The sequence below is a fragment of the Bradyrhizobium sp. USDA 4474 genome, from assembly GCF_054057515.1.
Map to the genome: position 1 here is coordinate 2,839,173 of NZ_JBSRZJ010000002.1, position 20,371 is coordinate 2,859,543.

A 20,371-nucleotide genomic window follows, 5' to 3' on the forward strand; every position below is an offset into this window, starting at 1 on the left:
TCGCTGCTCTTTGAATCCAACCCGCACCGTCCCCTGAGCTACCCCCTCCCCACAAGGGGGAGGGAGCGCAGAAGCGTGCCCATATCTCTTTAACGACGCCCCCCAGTTCCCGCCTCTATCAGGTATTTCGCTGTCGCCTCTACCCTGCCAACGCGCTAGATTTGCAGGGAAAATGAGATCGGGCGCCTTTGCGCCCAGGGAGAAGCACGCTCGCCATGCTGCACGACTGGGGCGTGATCGCAGCCGCCTTCGGCTATATCGGGTTCCTGTTCCTGGTGGCGAGCCACGGTGATCGCCGCTCGCAGGCCGGGCCCGGCCGCGCGTCCGGGATGATCTACCCGCTGTCCCTGGCGATCTACTGCACGTCCTGGACCTTCTTCGGCTCGGTGGGCTTTGCCACCCGTACCTCGACCGACTTCCTCGCGATCTATGTCGGTCCGATTCTGATGATCGGGCTCGGCGCCGGCGTGCTCCGCCGCGTGATCCAGCTTGCCAAAGCCCACAACATCACCTCGATCGCGGACTTCATCGGTGCGCGTTACGGCAAGAGCCAGGCCGTGGCGGCGACCGTAGCGCTGATCGCCATCATCGGCTCGGTGCCCTACATCGCGCTCCAGCTCAAGGCGGTGGCCTCCTCGCTCGAAGTCATCCTGAGCGAGGACCAGGCGTTCTCCCACATCCCGATCCTCGGCGACATGGCGCTGATGGTGACGCTGGCGATGGCGGCCTTCGCGGTGCTGTTCGGCACGCGGCAGACCGACGCGACCGAGCATCAGCACGGCCTGATGCTCGCGGTCGCGACCGAATCCATCATCAAGCTGGTCGCCTTCCTCACCGCCGGCATCTTCGTCACCTTCTGGATGTTTTCGCCGCACGAACTGATCGAGCGCGCGATGAGGACCCCGGAGGCGGTGCGCGCCATCGACTATTCGCCGTCGATCGGCAATTTCCTGACCATGACGCTGCTGTCGCTGTGCGCGATCATGCTGCTGCCGCGCCAGTTTCACGTCAGCGTCGTGGAGAACTCCTCGGATGCCGAGGTCAGCCGCGCGCGCTGGCTGTTTCCGCTTTATCTCGTCGCGATCAACGTGTTCGTGATCCCGATCGCGCTCGCCGGCCTCGTCATCTTCCCGTTCGGCGCTGTCAACCCCGATATGTACGTGCTGGCCCTGCCGATGGAGGGCGGTGCGGGACTTCTCAGCGTCGCAGTCTTCGTCGGCGGCCTCTCGGCGGCGACCGCGATGGTGATCGTGGAATGCGTCGCGCTCTCCATCATGGTCTCCAACGACCTCGTGGTGCCGCTGGTGCTGCAGCGACGGCCCGAGGGACGCGCAGCCGCCACCGGCTTCGGCGACTTCCTGCTGCGCTCGCGGCGACTCGCCATCTTCGCCATCATGGTGATGGCCTATTTCTACTATCGCGCGCTCGGCAACGCCCAGCTGGCGGCCATCGGCCTCTTGTCCTTTGCAGCCATCGCGCAGCTCGCGCCTGCCTTCTTCGGCGGCCTGTTGTGGCGGCGCGCGACCGCGCGCGGCGCCATCGGCGGCATGCTGGTCGGCTTCGCGGTGTGGCTCTACACACTGTTCATCCCAAGCTTCATGGACACCTCGACATCGGGCATCCTGCTGCTCCAGCATGGGCCGTTCGGCATCGAGGCGCTGCGGCCGCAGGCGCTGTTCGGCGCCGACCTGTCGCCGTTGATGCATGGCGTGGTCTGGTCTCTGTCGCTCAACATCCTCACTTACGTGCTGCTGTCGCTGGCACGTCAACCCTCGTCGATCGAGCTGGTGCAGGCCGATCTGTTCGTCCCCAACACGCTCGCCCCGATCGCTCCGAACTTCCGCCGCTGGCGCACCACCATCACGGTGCAGGACATCCAGAGCACCGTCGCGCAATATCTCGGGCCCGATCGCGCCCGGCAGTCGTTCGATGCGTTCTCGGCACGGCGCAATATGCGGCTCGAGGCCGGAGCACCCGCCGACTTCGAGCTGCTGCAGCATGCCGAGCACCTGATCGCCTCCTCGATCGGGGCCGCGTCCTCGCGCCTCGTGATGTCGCTGCTGCTGCGCAAGCGCACGGTGTCCGCGAAAGCCGCGCTGAAATTGCTCGACGATTCGCACGCAGCGCTGCATTTCAACCGCGAGATCCTGCAGACAGCCCTCAACCATGTGCGCCAGGGCATCGCGGTGTTCGATGCCGATTTGCAGCTGATCTGCTCGAACAGGCAGTTCGGCGATCTCCTCAACGTGCCACCGCATTTCATCCAGTTCGGCACGCCCTTGCGCGAAATCCTGGAATTCATGGGCGTGAGCGATCCCTCCCAGGGTGACCGCGAAGCGATGATCGAGCAGCGGCTGGTGGCCTACACCACCGACAGCGAACCCTATCTGGAGCGCCTGCCGGAACGCCACATGGTCATCGAGGTGCTCACCAATCGCATGCCCGGCGGCGGCTTCGTCATCACCTTCACCGACGTCACGCCGACCTTCGAGGCGGCGGAAGCGCTGGAGCGCGCCAATGCGACGCTGGAAAAGCGTGTGCGCGACCGCACCGAGGAGCTGACGCGACTGAACTCGGAGCTTGCGCGAGCCAAGAGCATCGCCGAGGACGCCAGCATCTCCAAGACGCGCTTCCTCGCGGCCGCCAGCCACGACATTCTTCAGCCGCTGAACGCGGCGCGGCTCTATGTCACGAGCCTGGTGGAGCGCCAGCACGATGGCGAGGAGATGCGGCTGGTCGAGAACATCGACGAATCGCTGCAAGCGATCGAGGAAATCCTCGGCGCGCTGCTCGACATCTCCAGGCTCGACGCCGGCGCGATGACGACCTCGATCTCGAGCTTCAAGATGGCCGATCTGATGCGCTCGCTGGAGATCGAGTTCGCGCCGATCGCGCGCGCCAAGGGCCTCGGGCTCACCTTCGTGCCCTGCTCGCTGCCGGTCGAGTCGGACCGCTTGCTGTTGCGGCGGCTGTTGCAGAACCTGATCTCGAACGCGATCAAATACACCCCGCGCGGCCGCGTGCTGGTCGGCTGCCGGCGCCATGGCGCCTCGCTCAAGATCTGCGTCTACGATACCGGCGTCGGCATTCCCGCGCTCAAGCGCGGTGAGATCTTCAAGGAATTCCACCGCCTCGAGCAGGGTGCGCGGATCGCGCGCGGGCTGGGGCTGGGACTCTCGATCGTCGAACGGCTGGCGCGCGTGCTCAACCACGGCATCGCCATCGACGCCAATGCAAGCGGCGGCTCGTTGTTCACCGTGATCGTGCCGACGGCCAAGGCCGTGACGCTGACGGCGGCGTTAACAAGCGCAACGCCGCTGGCGCGCGCGCCGATATCGGGCGCTCTGATCGTCTGCATCGAGAACGACGCGGCGATCCTCGACGGCATGCGGACGCTGTTGAAGGCCTGGCACGCCGAGGTGATCGCGGTCGCAGATCCCGAAGGCGCGATATCGGCGATCGAGGCCGCCGGCAAGCGCGTCACCGGACTGCTCGTCGACTATCACCTCGACCGCGGCAACGGCATCGCCGCCATCCGCGAGATCCGCCGCCGCTTCGGCGACAGCATCCCCGCGATCCTGATCACGGCCGATCGCAGCCCCGCCGTGCAGATGGCTGCGCGCGACGAGAAGATCGCGGTGCTCAACAAGCCGGTGAAGCCGGCTTCGCTGCGTGCCCTGCTCGGGCAGTGGCGCACGCAGCAGATGGTTGCGGCGGAGTAACGGCTCAGGCGCTGCCGTCGGCATCGATGACCGCCTTGGCAAAGGCCTGCGGAGCTTCCTGCGGAAGATTGTGGCCGATGCCGCCCGTGATCAGGCGATGATCGTAGCGGCCCGAAAACTTCTTGGCGTAGGCGCCGGGATCGGGATGTGGCGCGCCGTTGGCGTCGCCTTCCATCGTGATCGCAGGCACGCTGATGATGGGAGCCGCCGCGAGCTTGTTTTCAATCTCCTCGTACTTCGTCTCGCCCTTCTCGAGCCCGAGCCGCCAGCGATAATTGTGGATCGAGATCGCGACGTGATCCTTGTTCTCGAACGCCTTGGCGCTGCGATCGAAGGTGGCGTCGTCAAACCTCCACTGGGGCGAGGCCAGCTTCCAGATCAGCTTTGCGAAGTCATGCGTGTACTTCTCGTAGCCGGCGCGGCCGCGCTCGGTCGCGAAGTAGAACTGGTACCACCATTGCAGTTCGGCCGCAGGCGGCAGCGGCGCGCTTCCCGATGCCTGGCCGGAGATCAGATAGCCGCTGACAGAGACCAGCGCGCGGCAGCGCTCCGGCCACAGCGCGGCAATGATATCGCAGGTGCGCGCGCCCCAGTCGAAGCCGGCAAGAACCGCCTTCTTGATGTCGAGCGCATCCATCAGCGCGATGACGTCGACGGCCAGCGCGGCCGGCTCGCCGTTGCGCGGCGTCTCGCTGGAGAGGAAGTTCGTCGACCCATAGCCGCGCAAATAGGGGACGATGACGCGATAGCCGGCCTGCGCCAGGATCGGCGCGACGTCGACGAAGCTGTGAATGTCGTAAGGCCAGCCGTGCAGCAGGATGGCGACCGGACCGGTCGCTGGACCGGCTTCGGCGTAGCCGATGTCGAGCACACCCGCATTGATCTGCTTGATCGCGCCGAAGGAAGCCGTTGCCGAAGACGGCGCGGCTGCCGTTTCGGCCCGCGCGAGGTCGATCACGCCAAAGCCGACGGCGGCAGTGCCGGCTGCGACGCCGAGGAAGCGGCGGCGATGCTGGTCGATGATCTCTGTCATGGTCTTGGTCCTTTGATGTCACTGAGGTCGCTGCCGGGCATCCATTTTGGCTTATGAGAGCCTCGCTGCAGTTACGCAAGTGACTATCAGCGTGCTGCGCAGGACGCACGTCTGGAGTGAAAAGACGTTGTGAGGCCGGCACAGAACTCGTTTGCAAGACTCTGCAACAAAGCTTGCCGGGGAGGCTGACATCGTCGAACGGCCGAGCGGGTCAATTCCGGCCGCAGCGAGGTTTGTCCGCATCCATCCTCAGAGGATGGCGCTTGGTTCTTCTGCTCTGGGAAAACGTCAACAACTGAGTGCGCTCGCGCGTGGCGCCGATCAATTCGCACGTGTCCGGTTCACGTGCGATCCATCAGGTGCCCCACGGACATCCGCGAAATCGCGAGGAGCGCCCTACCCCGTCGGCGTGCCCTGCTTCCACTGGCCGCCGGAGATTTTCGCCGCGGCGATCACGGCCTGGGTGCGGCTCTCGACGCCGAGCTTTTGCAGGATGGCCGAGACGTGGGCCTTGATGGTCGCCTCGGAGACACCGAGCTCATAGGCGATCTGCTTGTTCAGCAGTCCCTCCGACAGCATCATCAACACCCGCACCTGCTGCGGCGTCAGCGTCACCAGGCGGTCGCGCAGCTTGGTCATGTCGGGGTCGGAGGCGGTCGTCAGGTCGGTGTCGGCGGGAACCCAGACGTCGCCCTCCATGACCTTGAGGATGGCATCACGCAGCGTCTCGACGCCGAAGCGCTTCGGGATGAAGCCGGAGGCGCCGAAATCCAGCGAACGGCGGATCGTGGCGCTGTCGTCGGAGGCCGAGACGATCACCACCGGAATCGCCGGATATTGCGCACGCAGATAGATCAGCCCGGAAAAGCCGGAGATGCCGGGCATCGAGAGGTCGAGCAGGACCAGGTCGACGTCGGAGGACTGTTCCAGCAGTTTCGTCAGGTCTTCGAACGATCCGGCCTCATCGATCTTCGCCGTGCTCAGGACGCCCGCCACCGCCTGCCGCAGCGCATCACGGAACAGCGGGTGATCGTCGGCAATGACGAGGTGGGTTGAGGGAGCGTTCATCGTTCTCTTGCTGTCGTTCACATCAGCGCCAGTAATCCGGACCGGAGCGATGGTCAATTCTTTCCCGGTCGGCCGTGGCATGCAAGGGCACATTATTCCTGCGCTGGAAAAGGGGTTAATCCTCAATCCGTGCCGGCGCGCTGCACTATAACTCGGCGCCGTCAGTTGCGTGTCAGTGCGCAAGGCCGAAAGTCGTATATGGGCGTGTTTCACGCCGATGTTACCTTGGGGGCAAGACCTGGGGTGATCCGGCATGCCCGGACAGCCGGGACGCGAGGAAACGAACTTCGGGGAGTCCAACTATGACAATGGCAGCGGCCGCCGGCGGCGTCGGGGCGCGGGGAATGACCGGCGAAGAGAAGAAGGTCATCTTCGCATCTTCACTCGGTACCGTGTTCGAATGGTATGATTTCTATCTTTACGGATGGACTGCGGCCCAGATCGGCAAGGCGTTCTACTCGGCGTTCGACGCCAACACACAGTTCATCTTTGCGCTCCTGACGTTCTCGGCAGGCTTCCTGGTTCGCCCCCTCGGCGCGCTGGTGTTCGGCCGGGTCGGCGATCTCGTCGGCCGCAAATATACCTTCCTCGTCACCATCTCGATCATGGGTCTGTCGACCTTCCTGGTGGGCCTGACGCCCGGCTACCAGACGATCGGCTGGCTGGCGCCGACGATCCTGATCGGCTTGCGCCTCCTGCAAGGGCTCGCGCTCGGCGGCGAGTATGGTGGCGCCGCCACTTACGTCGCCGAGCATGCACCGCAGGGCCGCCGCGGATTCTACACTTCCTGGATTCAGACCACCGCAACGATCGGGCTCTTCCTGTCGCTGCTCGTCGTCTACGTCGTCCGCAACAGCATGAGCGCCGACTCATTCGCCGATTCGGGCCTCTCGGGCGGCTGGCGCATCCCCTATCTGCTCTCGATCCTGCTGCTCGGCATCTCGATCTGGATCCGCATGCAGCTCTCGGAGTCGCCGCTGTTCCAGAAGATGAAGGAGGAAGGCAAGGCTTCCAAGGCGCCGCTGTCGGAAGCCTTCGGCAATTGGCAGAACGGGAAGGTTGCGCTGATCGCCCTGCTGGGCCTCACCGCCGGTCAGGCCGTGATCTGGTATGGCGGGCAATTCTATGCGCGCGTGTTCCTCGTCAATACGCTCAAGGTCCCGGCGAACTCGGCTGACATCGCGCTCATCATTGCGCTTGCGATCGCGACCGTCGGCTTCCTGTTCTTCGGCTGGCTTTCGGACAAGATCGGCCGCAAGCCAATCATCCTGGCCGGTTGTCTGCTCGGCGCGGTGACCTATCACTACGCCTTCAGCCTGCTGACATCAGCTGCAAATCCGGCGCTCGAGAAGGCGCTGGCAACTGCGCCGGTCTCCGTGGTCGCCGATCCAAAGGACTGCAATGTGCTGTTCGACCCGGTCGGCGGCAGGGCGTTCACCAGCTCCTGCGACGTCGCCCGCAACGCGCTGATCGCATCATCGGTGAACTTCAGGCTGGAGCCCGCCGCGCCCGGCAGCCTCGCCAAGGTCGTCGTCGGCACCAAGTCGTTCGACTCCGTGAACGGAACGGGCGCCGATCCCAAGGCCTTCGCGGCCGCCCGCGCCGCGTTCACGACCGCCGTGACGGCCGCGGTCGGCGAAGCCGGCTACCCGATCAAGGGAGCTGATCCGTCGGCGATCAACATGCCGCTGCTGATCGTCGTCCTGACCTACCTCGCGATCCTCGTGACCATGGTGTACGGCCCGATCGCGGCCGCTCTCGTCGAGCTGTTCCCGACGCGGATCCGCTACACCTCCATGTCGTTGCCCTATCATATCGGCAACGGCTGGTTCGGAGGCCTGCTGCCCCCGATCGCGGTCGCGCTGGTTGCCGCGACGGGTAATATCTATGCAGGTCTCTGGTACCCGATTGCGATCGCGTCGATGACCTTCATCGTCGGCCTGATCTTCGTGCCCGAGACCAAGGACGTCGACATCACCAAGACCTGATCGCCTCGCGCGACACCGACAAACGACCGGCCGCGGAGCGATCCGCGGCCGGTCTGCTTTTGAGGCCTATTGATTGCAGCCGATGAATTGCAGCACGATTTCGCGGCGGTGCGGGCGCGCGCGATGCTCGACCAGATAGATCGCCTGCCAGGTGCCGAGCGCAAGCCTGCCGCCCAGCACCGGCACGTGCAACGACGTCTGCGTCAGCATCGTCTTGATATGCGCGGGCATGTCGTCGGGTCCTTCGGTGTCGTGTGTCCACGGCAGGTTTTCCGGCGCGAGCCGAGAGAGCGCGGTGGTGAGATCGACGAGGACGGAGGGATCAGCATTCTCCTGGATCGTCAGTGATGCCGAGGTGTGGCGGATGAACAGCGTCAGCGCGCCATCGCGGGCGCGAGCCTCGGCGATGAATTTCACGAGCTCGCTGGTGAGATCGGTGAAGCCGCGGCCCTTCGTCTGCACGGCGAGCTGCGACGAGACGATCGTCGTGGCCTGCACCGACGATGGCGCCGAGCGTGTGATTGATTTGGCCGATGTCATGACATGTCTCGCGTCACGTCATATCTTCCCCGACACGTCCCTCTGCACGCGATTGGCCATGTCGATCAGCCGCCGCCAGGCCTTTTCCAGGAACGACATCGCGCGATCGAGGTCCTGGTCGCTCGGCAGCGGGATCTCGAGCTTGCGGTCGCCCTCGGCGGACTTTGGTTCTCGTGCTTGCGGCTCGGCCTTCTTCAAGGAATCGGATTTCGGCAGCGCCTCCTCAATCTTGCCGGGGACCGCCGGCCCTGCCGCGAGCTGCCCCTTGAGCTTTTCGACCTCGGCCTGGAGACGGCCGATCTCGGCATCGAGCGCCGCGCGCTCGTCGGGCACGGCGTAGCAGGCCCAGCCGGCATCATTCCTGGTGCAGGTCGAGACCGTGCCGGTGCGGGTGTCGAGCCGCAGCACGCCGTCCGGGATCGGCGTCACGCTGTACCGGCCGTTTTCGCCGTCGGGCGCCGATTGCGCCGCAGCCAGGGTGCCGCTGACCGCCGTCAGCGCAACGACCACGGCCGCAAGCCTTGATGTTGTGGATGATTTCGCAGGTCTCATCGCGCTCTCCGCCACGCCGCGCAGGTGCCACATCGCGAAATTCTACACCCCGGCGGGCGACGACGCATCGGCGGATCGCGCGGAGAGCTGCTGCGGTGCGGCGTCACGCTGTGTGCAGCGCTGGCGTACAAGGAAATATCCTCAATGAAATCAGACGGATAAAGGATCACGACGCGATCGTGACTTGGCTTGACTTGATTATGTGCGGTCAGTATGGTCCGCGCGGCTTTTGAGGGTGGCGGGCGTAATTTCCATTCAACCGCGGCGTTTCGGGTCTTCGTGGCATGGCTCAGGACACGGGACACAACGGGAATGGAGATCGCGATAGATCGCCCGAGGAAGCTGCGCTTTCCGAACGGCTCGGAAGTCTTGATCAGCGGTTGTCCGAAATTCGCGGCCGCCACATCAAGACCGAGCAACCCGCAGGTGACGGTGAAGACGGAGCGGCCAGAGCCTCGGCGATGGCGCTTGGTTTCCGGTTATCCTCCGAGTTGATCGCCGGGGTCGTCGTCGGGGCGGGGATTGGCTGGGGTTTCGACCGCTTGCTGTCGACATCGCCTTTCGGATTTATCGTGTTCACGCTGCTGGGCTTCGTAGCCGGCGTGGTGAATGTGGTGAGAACGGCGGGCGCGGGTCAGGACAGGCGCGGCGGGTCTTGAGCGAATCCGAACAAGAGAGGAATTGATCGCGCCGGTTTCGCCGGTGCGGGCCGGCCCGGCCGGCAGACCGAGACACGCCGGCTAGCCCGGCAGACCAAGAGATGCCGCGCCGATGAAAATCGATCCGATCCACCAGTTCAACATCGAGCCGCTCTTCACGCTGGGCCATATCGGCAATCACACGATCGCCTTCACCAATTCATCGCTCTACATGCTGGTGGCGGTGGCGATCATCTCGATCCTGATGCTTGCCAGCGGCACGCAGCTCGTTCCGGGCCGCCTGCAGTCGGTGGCCGAGATTTCCTACGAGTTCGTCGCCTCGACCATCCGTTCGACCGCCGGCTCGGAAGGCATGAAGTTCTTCCCGCTGGTCTTCTCGATCTTCATGTTCCTCTGCGTGTCGAATCTCGTCGGCGTCATCCCCTATACCTTCACGATCGCGAGCCATCTGATCGTCACGGTGGCGCTGGCGCTGCTGGTCTTCTTCACGGTGCTGATCTACGGCGTCGCCAAGAACGGCCTGAAGTTCTTCAAGATCTTCATTCCTCACGGCGTCCCCGGCTACATCCTGCCGCTGGTGATGTTCATCGAGATCCTGTCCTTCTTCCTGCGGCCTGTCTCCCACAGCGTCCGTCTGTTCGCCAACATGCTGGCCGGCCACATCGCGCTGAAGGTGTTCGCGGGCTTCGTCGCCATGCTGGGCTTCTCGCTCGGCGCCATCGGCTGGGTCGGCGGCGTGCTGCCGCTGGCGCTCACGATCTCGCTGTACGCCCTCGAGATCCTGGTCGCGTTCCTGCAGGCCTATGTGTTTGCGATCCTGACCTGCATCTACCTCAACGACGCCATTCATCCGGGACACTAAGCGGTCCGGGGAATTTCCACCCAAAACCCAATCTTTCTTCCAAGGAGTCTAAAATGGATCCGACAGCAGCAAAACTTATCGGCGCGGGCATCGCGTGCATCGGCATGGGCGGCGCTGGCGTCGGCGTGGGCGTGATCTTCGGCAACTACCTCGCCGCAGCCGTCCGCAACCCGTCGGCTGCTCAGGGCCAGTTCGGCAACCTGATCTTCGGCTTCGCCGTGACCGAAGCGCTCGGTATCTTCTCGCTGCTGATCGCGCTGCTTCTGCTGTTCGTTTTCTAAAGGACGACTTCTTCCGCGCCGCTTCATCCGGAGCGGCGCGTGACAGCAACAGGAGTACTCCATGGCCGAGAGTCCTGGCGGAGCGAAAGCTCCGGCGACTGACGCCCACAGCGAAGCCGACGGCGGCCATCACGCCGGCGCGTTTCCGCCGTTCGAGAGCAGCACTTTCGCTTCGCAGCTGGTGTCGCTCGCGATCTTCTTCGTCTTGCTTTACGTGATCGTGTCCAAGCTCGCTCTGCCGAAGGTCGGCGGCGCGATCGAAGCGCGTCAGAACAAGATCGAGGGTGACCTCGCCGAGGCGCAGAAGCTGAAGGATCAGTCCGAGGCTGCGCTGAAGGCCTATGAGGGCGAGCTCGCTTCGGCGCGTTCGCGGGCACAGGCGATCGGCAACGAATCCCGCGACAAGGCGAATGCGCAGGCGGAAGCCGAGCGCAAGAACCTGGAGGCGCAGCTGGCGGCCAAGCTCGCCGAGGCGGAAAAGACCATCGCCTCGACCCGTGCGACCGCCATGAGCAACGTCCGCGGCATCGCGGCCGATGCGGCAGGCACCATCGTGCAGCAGCTTACCGGGGTCGTTCCTGACACGGCGTCGGTCAATGCCGCCGTCGATGCGTCCTTGAAGGGTTAGTCGATATGTTCTTCGAACCAGAAACCTGGGTCGCCGTCGCCTTCCTGATCCTGATGGTCGTGTTCGGCTATCTCGGGGTCTTCAAGAAGGCGATGGCTGCGCTCGACCATCGCGCCGACCGCATCAAGGCCGAGCTCGACGACGCGACGCGCCTGAAGCAGGAAGCGGCCAAGGTGCTCGCCGACTACAAGGCGCGCAGTGCCTCGGCCGAACGCGAGGCCGCCGACATCATCGCCAATGCCAGGTCCGAAGCCGAGCGCATCGCGACCGAGGCCAAGGCGAAGATGGAAGACTTCGTCGCCCGCCGCACCAAGACCGCGGAGAGCAAGATCGCTCTGGCCGAAGCTCAGGCGCTGGCCGATGTCCGCGCCGCAGCCGCGGAAGCCGCCGTCCAGGCCGCCTCGACGATCCTGTCGCAGTCGGTCAAGGGCCAGGTCGCCGACGATCTGCTCGCCAAAGGCATCACCGAAGTTCGCCAGAAGCTGAACTGAGGGCAGACGCCTCACCCATCAAAAAGCCGGCGCGATGAGCGCCGGCTTTTTTGTTTGGGTGGTCTGTGGTGTCCCGGACGCGGTGCGGTGCAACGCTGCGCCGCAGAGCCGGGGTATGAGACCTACTTCCTCTTCCCGCGCGCCTTCGGCTCGGGCGCCAGTGCCTGGGGATCGAACCCGACGTAGAAGATGTAGGAATCGGCGACCGCAGCCGAGGGCACCGGATACGACAGATCCTCCGCGACGAAGGTGAACGGCACGCTGCCGCCTTCGGACATCGCGACCGTGGTCCGGTAGGCCTTCGAGGCGATCACCTTCTCGCCGACCCCGCCCTGGACCACGGCAACGCGCAGGGGCACCTCGACCGTGGCAGGCGCGCCGGCGGGGCCTGCGATGACGCGGCCCTGGATGCCGACCCGCGCAGTGATCTCGCCGCCGTTGCGGACACATTCGCGCGCCATCTTGGTGATCGAGGCCTGGAAGCGCACGTCGTTGCCGACGGCCGGCTTGCCCGTCGCCCCGACCCCATAGGTAGAGGCTCCCGCGCGCACCGTGACCTGCGGGCAATCGAGATCGTCATCCGCGGCCGGCTGGCCCGGCGCAGGCGTCGGCTGGGCAGGCTCGTCGGATTTGCCGCCGAACAGGCTCTTGAAGCGGTCCGTCAGCGATTGCGCCGCGACCGGCGAGACCGTCGCCGACAACACCGACAGCGCCAGCGCGATCATCGGACCCCGCCGCAGCGCATTCCGCAATGATCGAAGCTCCTTCATGAACGCCAGTACTCCATGACAACATCCCGGCCTGTCGCCGGCTCGTGCGGGTTATATCGCCAAAATCGGCGATCCCAAGGCGGGAAATCCAGGTCGGAAGAGGGTGATCTCGGCACGCGAGCAAGCGCGGCTCAGCCGCGGAAATCCTCATGCAGCAAGCCGTACAGCAGGTGGTCCTGCCACACCCCGTTGATGCAGAGATAGCGGCGGGCCAGCCCTTCACGGGAGAAGCCGCACTTCTCCAGCACCCGGATCGACGGCGCGTTGGTGGGGATGCAGGCGGCCTCGACCCGATGCAAATTGATCTCGCCGAACAGCGTCGGCAGCAGCACCCGGAGCGCCGCGGTCATGTAGCCGCGATGGGCATGGGGCTGGCCGACCCAGTAGCCGATGGTACCGGCCTGGACGATGCCACGCCGGACATTGGCGAGCGTGATGCCGCCGACCATGGCGCCGTCGAGTTCGCGGAAAATCAGAAAGGGATAGGAGCGATCCGAGGCGATATCCTCGGAATAGCGGCGCAGGCGGCGGCGGAAACCGGACCGGGTCAGATCGTCCGACGGCCAGATCGGCTCCCAGGGCGTCAAGTAATCGCGGCTGGTCTCGCGCAAATGCGCCCATTGCAGAAAGTCCGACATCTGCGGCGCGCGCAGCAGCAACCCGTTGCCACGCGGCGCGAGAGCAGCAGGTCCACTGGATGGCAAACGAAAGAGGGCCATAGTGATGCTTCCCGGAGGCGGGTCGTGCGCGGCTCCCTAGTGCAGCCGCGCCTTGGCACGCGCCTTGGTCAATCCTTCCGCAAAAGACACCGCCGTGTCCAGACCCCTCCCACTGCCCAATGCGACGACTGCAGGGCGGCTGCGCGAAAGCAGTGCACGCGCCGCATCGCGGGTCGATTCGACGCTGACGGCATCGATCCTGGCCACCAGCTCCTGCACCGTTTGCGGCCGCCCGTAGGCCAGTACGTGCCGGGCCAGTTGCTCGGCACGCGAGGAGCAGCTCTCCAGCGCCATCAGCAGACCCGCCTTCATCTGCGCCTTGGCGCGGGCGATCTCGGCCTCGGTCAGGGTCTCGACCGAATCATTCATGATGTCGACCACGACCTCCATCATTTCAGGCGCGTCGGCGGGATCGGTCCCGGTGTAGAGGCCGAAGAAACCGGTGTCGGTATAGGGCGCGTGGAAAGAGTAGATGGAGTAGCAGAGGCCGCGCTTCTCGCGCACCTCCTGGAACAGGCGCGACGACATTCCGCCGCCGAGGACGTTGGTGAACACCTGGAGCGAGAACAGCGACAGATCGGTTTGGGGCACGCCTTCCAGCGCCAGCGTCAGATGCGCTTGCTCGAGCTCGCGATGCACCACCTTGGTGCCGCCCTGGCCGAATTTGGCGGCCTGCGGTTTCGGCCCTGGCGTCGCCTCGAAGCTTGCAAAGCGCTTCTCGACCTCGGCCACCACCTGCTTGTGATCGACGGCGCCGGCCGCCGCCACCACCATGTCGGGGCCACGGTAATGCGTCGAGAGATAATCGCGCAGCGAGTCCCGGTTGAAGCTCTTTAGCGTCTTGGCAGTGCCGAGCAGCGAGCGGCCCATCGGCTGGTCGGGATAGCAGAGCTCGTTGAGGTGCTCGAACACGACGTCATCAGGCGTGTCCTGGGCCGCGCCGATCTCTTGCACGATCACATTCTTCTCGCGCTCGAGCTCGTCGGGTTCGAAGGCCGGATTGGCGAGGATGTCGGCCAGCACGTCGAGCGCCAGCGGCACGTCGGCCTTCATCACCCGGGCATAATAGGACGTCGTCTCGGTCGAGGTGCCCGCGTTGAGGTCGCCGCCGACCGCCTCGATCTCCTCCACGATCTCGCGCGAGGATCGCCCGGTGGTGCCTTTGAACGCCATATGTTCCAGGAGATGGGAGATGCCATGCTCGTTGGGCTTCTCGTCGCGGCCGCCGACGCCGGCCCAGACGCCGAGCGCGGCGGTCTCGAGGTGAGGCATGTTGTCGGTGACGACGGTCAGGCCGGACGCAAGCTTGGAAATCTCGACGCTCATCCGGCAACTCCCTGCTTTGCGGCCCGGCTGACCGACAGCACGAACCGCTCAACTTCGCCCTGGTCGTTCTTCATCACCTGCATGTGCTCGGATCTGGTCATGAGACCGTCGAGCCAGGCCGGCAGCAGCGGCCGCTGACCGCAAGCCGCATTCACGGCATCGGGGAATTTGGCGGGATGCGCGGTCGAGAGCACGATATTGGGGACGGTCGTGTCGGTGGTGTCGCGATCGGCGACCGCGAGCGCCACGGCGGTGTGCGGATCGACAAGCTCGCCGGCCTCACGCCAGGCGGCGCGGATCGCCGCCGCCGTCTCGGTCTCATCGGCGCGGCCGGCGTCGAATTCTTGGCGGATCGCGGCGAGCGTCACATCCGGCAGCACGAAGCGGCCCGACTGCTTCAGCGAGTCCATCAGGCGGCGGACGCTCGCCGCATCGCGCTTGCTCGCCTCGAACAGCAGCCGCTCGAAATTCGAGGAGATCTGGATGTCCATCGAGGGCGATGCGGTGGCGTGCACCTCGCGCACCTCGTAGATGCCGGTCTTGAGCGTGCGAGCGAGAATGTCGTTGACGTTGGCCGCAATCCGCAGCGTGCGCACGGGAAGGCCCATGCGCTTGGCGACGTAACCTGCAAAAATATCGCCGAAATTGCCTGTCGGCACGATGAAGTCCACCGCACGCGCCGGCGCGCCGACGGCGACCGCCGAGGTGAAATAGTAGACCACTTGCGCGACGATGCGCGCCCAGTTGATGGAATTGACGCCGGACAGCGACGTCGCATCGCGGAAGCGGTGGTTGTTGAACATCCCCTTCACGAGCGCCTGGCAGTCGTCGAAATTGCCCTCGATGGCGAGCGCATGCACGTTGGCCGCGCCCGTCGTCGTCATCATGCGCTGCTGGACCTCGGAGACACGGCCCTGCGGAAACAGCACGGCGAGATCGACATTCTCCAGGCCCGCAAACGCATCGACCGCAGCGCCACCGGTGTCGCCGGAGGTTGCGACCACGATGGTGGTGCGCTGGCCTCGCTTGGCGAGCACATGATCCATCAGCCGCGAGAGCAGCTGCATCGCGACGTCCTTGAAGGCGAGCGTCGGACCGTGAAACAGCTCCAGCACGAATTGATGCGGCGACATCTGGCGCAGCGGCACCACGGCCGGATGTCGGAAGGTGGCATAGGCCTCGTTCGCCATGCGGCCGAGCTCGGCGTCGGAAATCTCACCGCCGACGAAGGGACGGATGATTTCGACCGCGACTTCCCAATAGGGCCGGCCGAAGAAGCTTGCGATGGTCTCGGCCGACAGCTGCGGCCAGGTCACCGGCACATAGAGACCGCCGTCGCGGGCAAGCCCGGTCAGCATCACGTCGCAGAAGCCAAGCTCAGGGGCCTCGCCCCGGGTCGAGATATAACGAGTCAAACTGCCCTCCAAAGGCCGGCCCGAGCCGAATTCTGGCCTTAAGCCTTTGATTTCACGATGTTCCTAGTTCTTCAGCCAGAGGCTTCCGGCACCATAGAGTGTTTTGCGGGGCCACACCATGCCCAAGGAAAAAGGGCTGCGGCGATGCCACAGCCCTCTCTTGGAAGGTCTGTCGTTGATATGTGCAGACCGGTTTTCGTCGCTGGGGCGCCTGCCCCAAGAACTGCTCGTTCGAGCTATCGTCAGCCGTCACGGAATCGTCAAGGGCAAAAACGGTGCGCGACGCCAAATGTTCCTGTTTTTCCCGATGCGCCACAGCAGAGCCGATGATCAGGTCGCCACGGAGTCTCGCACCATGACCAGTTTTTCCTGTCCCGCCGCGTGGGACCAGGAACAAGCAGTGCATCCGTCCATTGTGTCGGTGGAAGCGTACCGAGCCGCCGTCCACACATGGCCCGAACGCGCGGCGGCATTGATCCGTCGGCCGAATCGGCAGCATCCTGGAGCAGCCGGTTCGGTCCCTGACCCTGTGTCAGTTCATCCCGATTTCCACCGCTATCCTGATCAGGTCGGAATGGTTCTTGGCCCCTAATTTCTGCTTGAGCAGGGAGGTGGTGTTGGCAACGGTCTTGTAGGAGATGCCGAGCGCCTCGGCGACCTCGACGATCTTGTTGCCGCGTCCAAGCAGGCGGAGAATCTCGAGCTCCCGCGGCGTCATCTGCGAGGCTGGATTGGCCTTGATCGCGGCGCCCGAGAACGTCACGGCCTCAGCAAGCTGTGGCGAAATGAAATGGTCGCCTGCGGCCACCCTGCGCACCGCCTTGAGCAGGATCCGGGGATCGTCGCCCTTGGAGACATAGCCCTGCGCCCCGAGCTCGACCGCGCGCACCACGAAAGCCGGATCGTCGTTCATGCTGAACATGATGATCTTGGCATCCGGGTCGTCCTTGCGGATCCGGCGCATCAGCTCGAAGCCGGAGACATCAGGCAGATTGACGTCGATAACGGTCACGTCAGGACGCCTGCTGACATAGGCCCGGTGGCCGGACTTGGCGTCGCTCGCCTCGTCGATCCGGATCGAATGGTCGGACGAAAACAGGGTGCGACAACCTGACAGCACCACGGGATGGTCGTCAACAATCAGGATCCGGGTCCCCGGCTTGGCGGTATCTTGCATCGTGCACTCTCTTGTTGTGGCACTCATAGACTGACGGGAACAAATGGAAAGAGAGAAATCCGCCAATGCACGTTAGAATTGACCTAATGTGGCAACGACTCTCGTTCAGAACCCGGCTGTTTCTTCCGCTCGGCCTCAGCTTTCTGGCCGCGCTGGCCATGGGCGGCGTGCTGTTGCAAGCGTTTGCGACAGGCCAGCTGGCAGACGAGAGCGAACCTGGCGGACGTTCGGCGCGGGCCGTCGCTGTCGCGCTCAACAGCACTCTGAGGACGTCAGACAATCCACGGAAGATGCTCGACGCATTCGTCAGTTCCTTGAGCACCTCCTCCGATATCCAATTCCGTCCCTTACAAGCGGGTCCCCCGCCTTCGATGAAGGAGGGCCTGCACGAGGTGCATGGCGTGCCCCGATGGTTCGTGGACCTGATCGGCATCCCCGCCATGGAGGCGGCGTCTCCGGTCCTCATCGATGACAAGCCCGTCGGCGACATCGTGTTCATCCCCGACCTGTCGGCCGACCTGTTCGAGAAATGGATCGGCTTTCTGGCGCTGATGAGCCTGATCGCCCTGCTGATGCTGCTGACCGGAACGATCGCCTATCTGTTTGCGACATCGGCGCTGGGCCCCCTGCAGAATCTCGGCGCAGGCCTGACCCGCATCCGGCGTGGCGATTATACGACGCCGATTCCTGTCGCGGGGCCGCCGGAAATCCGGCAAGCCTGCGAGGAGGCCAATGCGCTGGCCATGACGCTCGCGCAATTGAGCCAGGACAATCGCAATCTCTTGCACCGACTTGTGTCGCTCCAGGACGATGAGCGGCGCGATCTCGCGCGCGAGCTGCATGACGAGCTCGGACCTTTGTTGTTCAGCATCCGCGCCGGCACGATCGCGTTGAGCGAAGGCTCGGCGCAAGCAGGACATCTCGGCAATTCCGCGCAGGAGGTGATGCGATCGATCGAGACACTGCAGTCGACCAACCGTCGCATTCTCGACCGGTTGCGACCGCTCTACATCGCGGAATTGGGGCTCGAGGGGAGCGTGCAGACGCTGCTCAGCAATTTTCGCAGGCAGGCGCCGCATATCGGCCTCACCGCGACGATCGATCCGGCAATCGACGAGATCGAGGGGCCGCTGGCCCAGACCATCTACCGCGTGATCCAGGAGGCCTTGACCAACGTGCTGCGTCACGCGGGAGCACGGAACGTCCATGTGGCGGCGGCGATATCAGGCGATGCGGTTGCGGTGGAGGTTTCCGACGACGGTGGCGGCTTTCCGGCCGACAATGTCTTTGGCCGCGGCCTGACCGGCATGCATGAACGTGTGCGCGCGCTCAGCGGATCGCTATCACTTCTGCGCGCGGAAGAACGGACCTACGTGCGCTGTAGCCTTCCGCTCGGCGAAGCCCGGAACCCGATATCCGGCTAGCACGCCGCGCAATCGTGCGATCCCTGCTCGGCCGGCTCGCACACCGTGCTGTAGATTTTGCCTTCCGCACTGAAGCGAAACGAGGCGCGGACGCGCAACGCGCCGGCGACCGAATATTCGAGATCGATGCCGTTCTGCGCAGGATGGATTTCCTCGAGGCCGAAGCCCACCGAGGAGAAGGCGCTGAGCTTCGGTCCCCAATACGTCTCGAGCTCGCGCCGGCCACGATAGAGATGCGTGCCGTTGCACATGCATTCCACCTCGCCGTCATCGGCATAGAGGTCGAGCAGCGTCGCGAGGGCGCCTTTGCGGCAGGCATCCACCCAATCGACGACGAGTCCCATCTGATCGAAATCGCGCAAGGCCAGCAATCCTGTTGCCGCGAGAACAAGGCGAGACGCGGCTTAAGGCCACCCTCGTGAATATGGACTGAATAATAAACCCCGGGCGATTCCGGGTCCTGCCCGGAACCTACCGATTTGCGTCGGTGTGCCGACGTCCCTTCAGCCAGACGCCGAATGCGACCAGCACAGCGCCGGCAAGCAAGAACCACGTGACGGCATATTGCAGATGATCGTCCTTCAGATGCACATCGAGCGGCCCCGGACGCGGAATGCCGCTCTCGGGCACCGGCTGCTCGAGATCGACGTAGAACGGCGCCACCGCACCCCAGCCCAGCGCGCTTGCGATCGCCGGATGATCGCGCACGAACCACAGCCGCTTGTCCCGGTTCGCCGCCGGCGGGAGCCAGCTTGGTGCTTCGGGAAAACGAAGATAGCCGGTGAGCACGACGGGGGCGCCGGTGACGAGCTTCTTCACCGCGCGATCCTCGACGCTGCGATCCTGCATCGTGTTCTCGACGAAACCCGCATCGATCACGACCATCTCGCCGCTCGGCAGCCGCGCCGGCAGGAAGGCCCAGGTGCCCGGAGTGGATGCATCCTTGCGCACGGCGGAGCCGGAGGAATAGACCATCGCATCCGGCATCGCTGCATAGGTTGCGGTGAAGCTGACACGGCGAAATTCGTCGCGCGCGGGCGTCAGCGTGGCCCATTGCGCAGGCGGCGGCAGCGCGACCGGCGGTTCCGCGAGGCGCTCGGTGAGCGCGGCGACCAGCTCGTGCTTGGCGGTGCGGCGCTGCAATTGCCAGACTCCGAGCGCCACGAAAGTCGCGGTCAGCAGGAGCGTGAACAGCGCGAAGCCGGCCACGCGGGGCGTGCGCGCAGCCTCGTTCATTTCGCGCGGTCGACCAGCCGGCCGGGTGCCGCCTTGTGATGGAATTGCAGCGCGATCAGCAGCGATTTCATGGCGCGTAGCGGCAGCAGCGTCGTCGCGAGAATCAGCGGCAACCACAGCACGGCGTGCAGCCAGAACGGCGGCTGATATTTGACCTCGACGACGAGCGCGCAGCCGACCACGATCGCGCCGGCCAGCATGATGATGAAGATCGCCGGGCCGTCGCCGGCATCGATGAAGGCGTAGTCGAGACCGCAGCGGTCGCAGGACGGCGCGAGAGTCAAGAAGCCCGCATAGAGCTTGCCCGCGCCGCAGCGCGGGCATTTGCAGGCGAGCCCGCGCAGCGCGCTTTGCAGGACAGTTGGCTCGGCAGTCGGCTTTGGTTCAGGGGGGCCGGCAGTTTCGCTCATGACGCACACTTCTATCACAGTTTTGGCCGCGGCCTCTGGCGCTGGAAAGCGAAAGGGCGGCCCTGCGGCC

General features: G+C 64.7%; 20 protein-coding genes. 8 read left to right on the forward strand and 12 right to left on the reverse strand.

What is annotated here, in order from left to right:
* The first annotated feature begins 215 nt into the window (after positions 1–215).
* Positions 216–3,722 carry a PAS domain-containing hybrid sensor histidine kinase/response regulator gene (locus ACVW16_RS15265; protein WP_456737059.1) on the forward strand — a complete coding sequence of 1,169 codons (3,507 nt, stop codon included), beginning with the start codon at positions 216–218 and terminating at the stop codon, positions 3,720–3,722.
* Positions 3,723–3,726: 4 nt separating this feature from the next.
* Here the strand turns inward: ACVW16_RS15265 and ACVW16_RS15270 are convergent, their stop codons facing one another.
* Together ACVW16_RS15270 and ACVW16_RS15275 are read right to left on the reverse strand one after the other, a co-directional pair.
* Entirely contained in the window at positions 3,727–4,755 is a 1,029-nt protein-coding gene (locus tag ACVW16_RS15270) for an alpha/beta fold hydrolase (RefSeq protein WP_456737058.1), read from the reverse strand.
* Positions 4,756–5,151: 396 nt separating this feature from the next.
* The gene (locus ACVW16_RS15275) at positions 5,152–5,823 is read right to left on the reverse strand and encodes a response regulator transcription factor (RefSeq protein WP_456700007.1); all 672 of its coding nucleotides are present in this window, start codon (positions 5,821–5,823) and stop codon (positions 5,152–5,154) included.
* Positions 5,824–6,125: 302 nt separating this feature from the next.
* On the opposite strand from ACVW16_RS15275, the gene ACVW16_RS15280 reads away from it, so the two are divergent.
* Positions 6,126–7,811, forward strand: a complete 1,686-nt coding sequence (locus ACVW16_RS15280) for an MFS transporter (RefSeq protein WP_456737057.1) — start codon at positions 6,126–6,128, stop codon at positions 7,809–7,811.
* A 66-nt stretch (positions 7,812–7,877) separates the two neighbouring features.
* Here the strand turns inward: ACVW16_RS15280 and ACVW16_RS15285 are convergent, their stop codons facing one another.
* Positions 7,878–8,351: a secondary thiamine-phosphate synthase enzyme YjbQ gene (locus tag ACVW16_RS15285; protein ID WP_456737056.1), complete on the reverse strand. Its 474-nt coding sequence runs from the start codon at positions 8,349–8,351 to the stop codon at positions 7,878–7,880.
* Between the two features lie 18 nt (positions 8,352–8,369).
* A complete protein-coding gene (locus ACVW16_RS15290) occupies positions 8,370–8,903 on the reverse strand; it encodes a hypothetical protein (RefSeq protein ID WP_456737055.1) in 534 nt (177 codons plus the stop codon).
* Positions 8,904–9,187: 284 nt separating this feature from the next.
* Between ACVW16_RS15290 and ACVW16_RS15295 the strand changes: the two genes are divergently transcribed.
* The 5 genes from ACVW16_RS15295 (at position 9,188) to ACVW16_RS15315 (ending at position 11,824) form a co-directional block, all read left to right on the forward strand.
* Positions 9,188–9,562: an AtpZ/AtpI family protein gene (locus ACVW16_RS15295; protein WP_456700011.1), complete on the forward strand. Its 375-nt coding sequence runs from the start codon at positions 9,188–9,190 to the stop codon at positions 9,560–9,562.
* Positions 9,563–9,674: 112 nt separating this feature from the next.
* A complete protein-coding gene (locus ACVW16_RS15300) occupies positions 9,675–10,424 on the forward strand; it encodes a F0F1 ATP synthase subunit A (protein ID WP_092238255.1) in 750 nt (249 codons plus the stop codon).
* Between the two features lie 53 nt (positions 10,425–10,477).
* Positions 10,478–10,705, forward strand: a complete 228-nt coding sequence (locus tag ACVW16_RS15305) for a F0F1 ATP synthase subunit C (protein ID WP_092238250.1) — start codon at positions 10,478–10,480, stop codon at positions 10,703–10,705.
* Between the two features lie 61 nt (positions 10,706–10,766).
* The gene (locus ACVW16_RS15310) at positions 10,767–11,333 is read left to right on the forward strand and encodes a F0F1 ATP synthase subunit B (protein WP_456737054.1); all 567 of its coding nucleotides are present in this window, start codon (positions 10,767–10,769) and stop codon (positions 11,331–11,333) included.
* Positions 11,334–11,338: 5 nt separating this feature from the next.
* Positions 11,339–11,824 (forward strand): F0F1 ATP synthase subunit B family protein, encoded by a 486-nt coding sequence (locus ACVW16_RS15315; protein WP_456700013.1) that lies wholly within the window; start codon positions 11,339–11,341, stop codon positions 11,822–11,824.
* Positions 11,825–11,946: 122 nt separating this feature from the next.
* Here the strand turns inward: ACVW16_RS15315 and ACVW16_RS15320 are convergent, their stop codons facing one another.
* The 5 genes from ACVW16_RS15320 to ACVW16_RS15340 form a co-directional block, all read right to left on the reverse strand.
* Positions 11,947–12,594: a hypothetical protein gene (locus ACVW16_RS15320; RefSeq protein ID WP_456700014.1), complete on the reverse strand. Its 648-nt coding sequence runs from the start codon at positions 12,592–12,594 to the stop codon at positions 11,947–11,949.
* Between the two features lie 131 nt (positions 12,595–12,725).
* Positions 12,726–13,313 carry a GNAT family N-acetyltransferase gene (locus ACVW16_RS15325; protein WP_092238235.1) on the reverse strand — a complete coding sequence of 196 codons (588 nt, stop codon included), beginning with the start codon at positions 13,311–13,313 and terminating at the stop codon, positions 12,726–12,728.
* Positions 13,314–13,349: 36 nt separating this feature from the next.
* A complete protein-coding gene (locus ACVW16_RS15330) occupies positions 13,350–14,639 on the reverse strand; it encodes a M16 family metallopeptidase (protein WP_456737053.1) in 1,290 nt (429 codons plus the stop codon).
* A complete protein-coding gene (gene thrC / locus ACVW16_RS15335) occupies positions 14,636–16,054 on the reverse strand; it encodes a threonine synthase (protein WP_456737052.1) in 1,419 nt (472 codons plus the stop codon). The genes ACVW16_RS15330 and thrC overlap by 4 nt, the downstream gene beginning before the upstream one ends.
* Before the next feature lie 532 nt (positions 16,055–16,586).
* On the reverse strand, positions 16,587–17,231 hold the full coding sequence (locus tag ACVW16_RS15340) for a response regulator transcription factor (RefSeq protein ID WP_456700017.1): 645 nt from the start codon (positions 17,229–17,231) through the stop codon (positions 16,587–16,589).
* Between the two features lie 86 nt (positions 17,232–17,317).
* On the opposite strand from ACVW16_RS15340, the gene ACVW16_RS15345 reads away from it, so the two are divergent.
* The gene (locus ACVW16_RS15345; RefSeq protein WP_456700018.1) at positions 17,318–18,655 is read left to right on the forward strand and encodes a histidine kinase; all 1,338 of its coding nucleotides are present in this window, start codon (positions 17,318–17,320) and stop codon (positions 18,653–18,655) included.
* Here ACVW16_RS15345 and ACVW16_RS15350 read toward each other — a convergent pair.
* From ACVW16_RS15350 to ACVW16_RS15360, 3 genes are all read right to left on the reverse strand, one after another.
* Positions 18,652–19,017: a nuclear transport factor 2 family protein gene (locus ACVW16_RS15350; RefSeq protein ID WP_456700019.1), complete on the reverse strand. Its 366-nt coding sequence runs from the start codon at positions 19,015–19,017 to the stop codon at positions 18,652–18,654. The two genes, ACVW16_RS15345 and ACVW16_RS15350, sit on opposite strands and share 4 nt — an antisense overlap.
* Before the next feature lie 109 nt (positions 19,018–19,126).
* Positions 19,127–19,891, reverse strand: a complete 765-nt coding sequence (locus ACVW16_RS15355; protein ID WP_456737051.1) for an SURF1 family protein — start codon at positions 19,889–19,891, stop codon at positions 19,127–19,129.
* Positions 19,888–20,301 (reverse strand): DUF983 domain-containing protein, encoded by a 414-nt coding sequence (locus ACVW16_RS15360; protein WP_456700021.1) that lies wholly within the window; start codon positions 20,299–20,301, stop codon positions 19,888–19,890. The genes ACVW16_RS15355 and ACVW16_RS15360 overlap by 4 nt, the downstream gene beginning before the upstream one ends.
* Positions 20,302–20,371 lie beyond the last annotated feature (70 nt).

What these genes read in the sequence shown, in the direction of transcription:
- ACVW16_RS15285 (WP_456737056.1), bottom strand. Translation starts at nt 8,351, where the DNA reads ATGACATCGGCCAAATCAATCACACGCTCGGCGCCATCGTCGGTGCAG.
- ACVW16_RS15290 (WP_456737055.1), bottom strand. Translation starts at nt 8,903, where the DNA reads ATGAGACCTGCGAAATCATCCACAACATCAAGGCTTGCGGCCGTGGTC.
- ACVW16_RS15325 (WP_092238235.1), bottom strand. Translation starts at nt 13,313, where the DNA reads ATGGCCCTCTTTCGTTTGCCATCCAGTGGACCTGCTGCTCTCGCGCCG.
- ACVW16_RS15345 (WP_456700018.1), top strand. Translation starts at nt 17,318, where the DNA reads ATGTGGCAACGACTCTCGTTCAGAACCCGGCTGTTTCTTCCGCTCGGC.
- ACVW16_RS15300 (WP_092238255.1), top strand. Translation starts at nt 9,675, where the DNA reads ATGAAAATCGATCCGATCCACCAGTTCAACATCGAGCCGCTCTTCACG.
- ACVW16_RS15330 (WP_456737053.1), bottom strand. Translation starts at nt 14,639, where the DNA reads ATGAGCGTCGAGATTTCCAAGCTTGCGTCCGGCCTGACCGTCGTCACC.
- ACVW16_RS15320 (WP_456700014.1), bottom strand. Translation starts at nt 12,594, where the DNA reads ATGAAGGAGCTTCGATCATTGCGGAATGCGCTGCGGCGGGGTCCGATG.
- ACVW16_RS15340 (WP_456700017.1), bottom strand. Translation starts at nt 17,231, where the DNA reads ATGCAAGATACCGCCAAGCCGGGGACCCGGATCCTGATTGTTGACGAC.
- ACVW16_RS15295 (WP_456700011.1), top strand. Translation starts at nt 9,188, where the DNA reads ATGGCTCAGGACACGGGACACAACGGGAATGGAGATCGCGATAGATCG.
- ACVW16_RS15315 (WP_456700013.1), top strand. Translation starts at nt 11,339, where the DNA reads ATGTTCTTCGAACCAGAAACCTGGGTCGCCGTCGCCTTCCTGATCCTG.
- ACVW16_RS15355 (WP_456737051.1), bottom strand. Translation starts at nt 19,891, where the DNA reads ATGAACGAGGCTGCGCGCACGCCCCGCGTGGCCGGCTTCGCGCTGTTC.
- ACVW16_RS15305 (WP_092238250.1), top strand. Translation starts at nt 10,478, where the DNA reads ATGGATCCGACAGCAGCAAAACTTATCGGCGCGGGCATCGCGTGCATC.
- ACVW16_RS15360 (WP_456700021.1), bottom strand. Translation starts at nt 20,301, where the DNA reads ATGAGCGAAACTGCCGGCCCCCCTGAACCAAAGCCGACTGCCGAGCCA.
- ACVW16_RS15265 (WP_456737059.1), top strand. Translation starts at nt 216, where the DNA reads ATGCTGCACGACTGGGGCGTGATCGCAGCCGCCTTCGGCTATATCGGG.
- ACVW16_RS15310 (WP_456737054.1), top strand. Translation starts at nt 10,767, where the DNA reads ATGGCCGAGAGTCCTGGCGGAGCGAAAGCTCCGGCGACTGACGCCCAC.
- ACVW16_RS15280 (WP_456737057.1), top strand. Translation starts at nt 6,126, where the DNA reads ATGACAATGGCAGCGGCCGCCGGCGGCGTCGGGGCGCGGGGAATGACC.
- ACVW16_RS15275 (WP_456700007.1), bottom strand. Translation starts at nt 5,823, where the DNA reads ATGAACGCTCCCTCAACCCACCTCGTCATTGCCGACGATCACCCGCTG.
- ACVW16_RS15270 (WP_456737058.1), bottom strand. Translation starts at nt 4,755, where the DNA reads ATGACAGAGATCATCGACCAGCATCGCCGCCGCTTCCTCGGCGTCGCA.